This window comes from Variovorax sp. FG153, from assembly GCF_057809595.1.
Genome location: NZ_JBMDKG010000101.1, coordinates 1 through 3116 on the forward strand (window position 1 = coordinate 1; position 3116 = coordinate 3116).

Below are 3116 nucleotides of genomic sequence, written 5' to 3' on the forward strand. Positions count from 1 at the left end.
TCGAGGTCGACAGGCTATCGATGCTGCTGGTCGCTGTGCTCAGGCCCGTGGAGGTCGAGGTGGACAGGCTGCCGATCGAGCTCGTTGCGGTGCTCAATCCAGTCGACGTCGAAGTCGAGAGGCTATCGATACTGCTCGTCGCTGTGCTCAGACCCGTCGACGTGGAGGTCGACAGGCTGCCAATGGAGCTCGTTGCCGTGCTGAGGCCAGTCGACGTCGAAGTCGAGAGGCTATCGATGCTGCTAGTCGCGGTGCTCAAACCCGTCGAAGTCGACGTGGACAGGCTGCCGATGGAACTCGTGGCCGTGCTCAAACCGGTCGACGTCGAGGTCGAGAGGCTGTCGATGCTGCTGGTTGCAGTGCTCAGGCCCGTGGAGGTCGACGTGGACAGGCTGCCGATGGAACTCGTCGCAGTGCTCAGGCCCGTCGACGTGGACGTCGAGAGGCTTCCGATAGAGCTCGTTGCAGTGCTCAGACCCGTGGAGGTCGAGGTAGACAGGCTATCGATGCTGCTCGTGGCGGTGCTCAGACCCGTCGAAGTCGACGTGGACAAGCTGCCGATGGAACTCGTTGCCGTACTCAAGCCCGTCGAGGTGGACGTCGACAAGCTGCCGATGGAGCTCGTGGCCGTGCTCAAACCGGTCGACGTCGAGGTCGACAGGCTGTCGATGGAACTCGTCGCGGTGCTCAGGCCGGTAGACGTCGAGGTCGAGAGGCTGCCGATGCTGCTGGTCGCAGTGCTCAAACCCGTGGACGTCGAGGTCGAGAGGCTACCGATCGAGCTCGTGGCCGTGCTCAAACCGGTGGAACTGGAAGTCGACAAGCTCGACACGCTGCTGTTCGTCGTGCTCAAGCCCGACGACAGGCTTCCAATGCTGCTGGTCGTGGTGCTCAGTCCTGTCGACAGGCCATCGATCCGGCTGTTCGCCGTGCTCAAGCCGGTAGACGTCGATGTGGACAGGCTGCCGATGCTGCTCGTGGCCGTGCTCAGACCCGTCGACGTGGAGGTCGACAGGCTGCCGATGGAACTCGTTGCCGTGCTCAAACCGGTCGACGTCGAGGTCGAGAGGCTGCCAATGCTGCTCGTCGCGGTACTCAGGCCCGTGGAGCTCGAGGTGGACAGGCTACCGATGGAACTCGTCGCCGTACTCAAGCCAGTCGACGTGGAGGTCGAGAGGCTACCGATGCTGCTCGTTGCAGTGCTCAGACCCGTGGAGGTCGAAGTCGACAGGCTGCCGATGGAACTCGTGGCCGTGCTCAGACCCGTCGAGGTGGAGGTCGACAGGCTGCCGATGCTGCTGGTCGCGGTGCTCAAGCCCGTGGACGTCGACGTCGAGAGGCTACCGATCGAGCTCGTGGCCGTGCTCAAGCCGGTGGAACTGGAAGTCGACAAGCTCGACACGCTGCTGTTCGTCGTGCTCAGGCCTGACGACAGACTGCCGATGCTGCTGGTCGTGGTGCTCAGTCCTGTCGACAGGCCATCGATCCGGCTGTTCGCCGTGCTCAAGCCGGTAGACGTCGATGTGGACAGGCTGCCGATGCTGCTCGTGGCCGTGCTCAGACCCGTCGACGTGGAGGTCGACAGGCTGCCGATCGAACTCGTTGCCGTGCTCAGACCGGTCGACGTCGATGTGGACAGGCTGCCAATCGAACTTGTCGCAGTGCTCAGGCCAGTGGACGTCGAAGTCGACAGGCTCGACACGCTGCTGTTCGTCGTGCTCAGACCCGACGACAAGCTGCCGATTGAGCTCGTGGCGGTGCTCAGACCGGTGGAGGCCGAGGTCGACAGGCTGCCGATCGAGCTGGTTGCAGTGCTCAGGCCTGTCGAGGTCGACGTGGACAAGCTGCCGATGCTGCTCGTGGCCGTGCTCAAGCCGGTGGACGTCGAAGTCGACAAGCTCGACACGCTGCTGTTGGTCGTGCTCAAGCCCGAAGACAGACTGCCGATGCTGCTGGTTGTGGTGCTCAGGCCGGTCGACAGGCCGTCGATGCGGCTGTTCGCCGTGCTCAAGCCGGTGGAAGTCGAGGTAGACAGACTACCGATGCTGCTGGCCGCGGTACTGAGACCCGTCGATGTCGATGTCGACAGACTCGACACGCTGCTGTTCGTCGTACTCAAACCCGATGACAAGCTGCCGATGCTGCTGGTGGCCGTGCTCAAGCCCGTGGACGTCGACGTGGAGAGGCTGCCAATCGAGCTCGTTGCCGTGCTCAGGCCCGTCGAAGTCGACGTCGAGAGGCTACCGATGGAGCTCGTGGCGGTGCTAAGCCCCGTGGATGTCGAAGTCGACAAGCTGGACACACTGCTGTTCGTCGTGCTCAGACCCGACGACAGGCTGCCGATGGCGCTGGTCGCGGTACTCAGGCCTGTCGAAGTGGACGTCGAGAGGCTACCGATCGAACTCGCCGCAGTGCTCAGGCCAGTCGAAGTCGAGGTCGACAGGCTGCCGATGCTGCTCGTGGTCGTGCTCAAGCCGGTGGACGTCGAAGTCGACAAGCTCGACACGCTGCTGTTCGTCGTGCTCAAGCCCGACGACAGGCTGCCGATGCTGCTGGTCGTGGTGCTCAGTCCGGTCGACAGGCCATCGATGCGGCTGTTTGCCGTACTCAAGCCGGTGGAAGTCGACGTGGAGAGGCTGCCGATGGAACTGGTCGCCGTGCTCAGCCCTGTCGATGTCGAGGTCGACAGGCTCGACACGCGGCTGTTCGTCGTGCTCAGCCCCGACGACAAGCTGCCGATGCTGCTCGTGGCCGTGCTCAAGCCCGTCGAGGTCGAGGTCGACAGGCTGCCGATGGAACTGGTCGCCGTGCTCAACCCGGTCGACGTCGAAGTCGACAAGCTCGACACGCTGCTGTTCGTCGTGCTTAGACCCGACGACAGGCTTCCGATGCTGCTCGTCGCAGTGCTCAGGCCCGTCGAGGTCGAGGTCGACAGGCTGCCGATGGCGCTGGTCGCCGTGCTCAATCCAGTCGATGTCGAAGTCGACAAGCTCGAAACGCTGCTGTTCGTCGTGCTCAGACCCGACGACAGGCTGCCGATACTGCTCGTGGCCGTGCTCAGGCCCGTCGAGGTCGAGGTCGACAGGCTGCCGATGGAACTGGTCGCCGTGCTCAAC

General features: G+C 63.6%; 1 protein-coding gene. It reads left to right on the forward strand.

Annotated elements, in window-relative coordinates; genetic code table 11:
* Positions 1-467: 467 nt before the first annotated feature.
* The coding region (locus ACODT0_RS42200) for a hypothetical protein (RefSeq protein WP_489044021.1) at positions 468-3116 on the forward strand (2649 nt) is incomplete at its 3' end.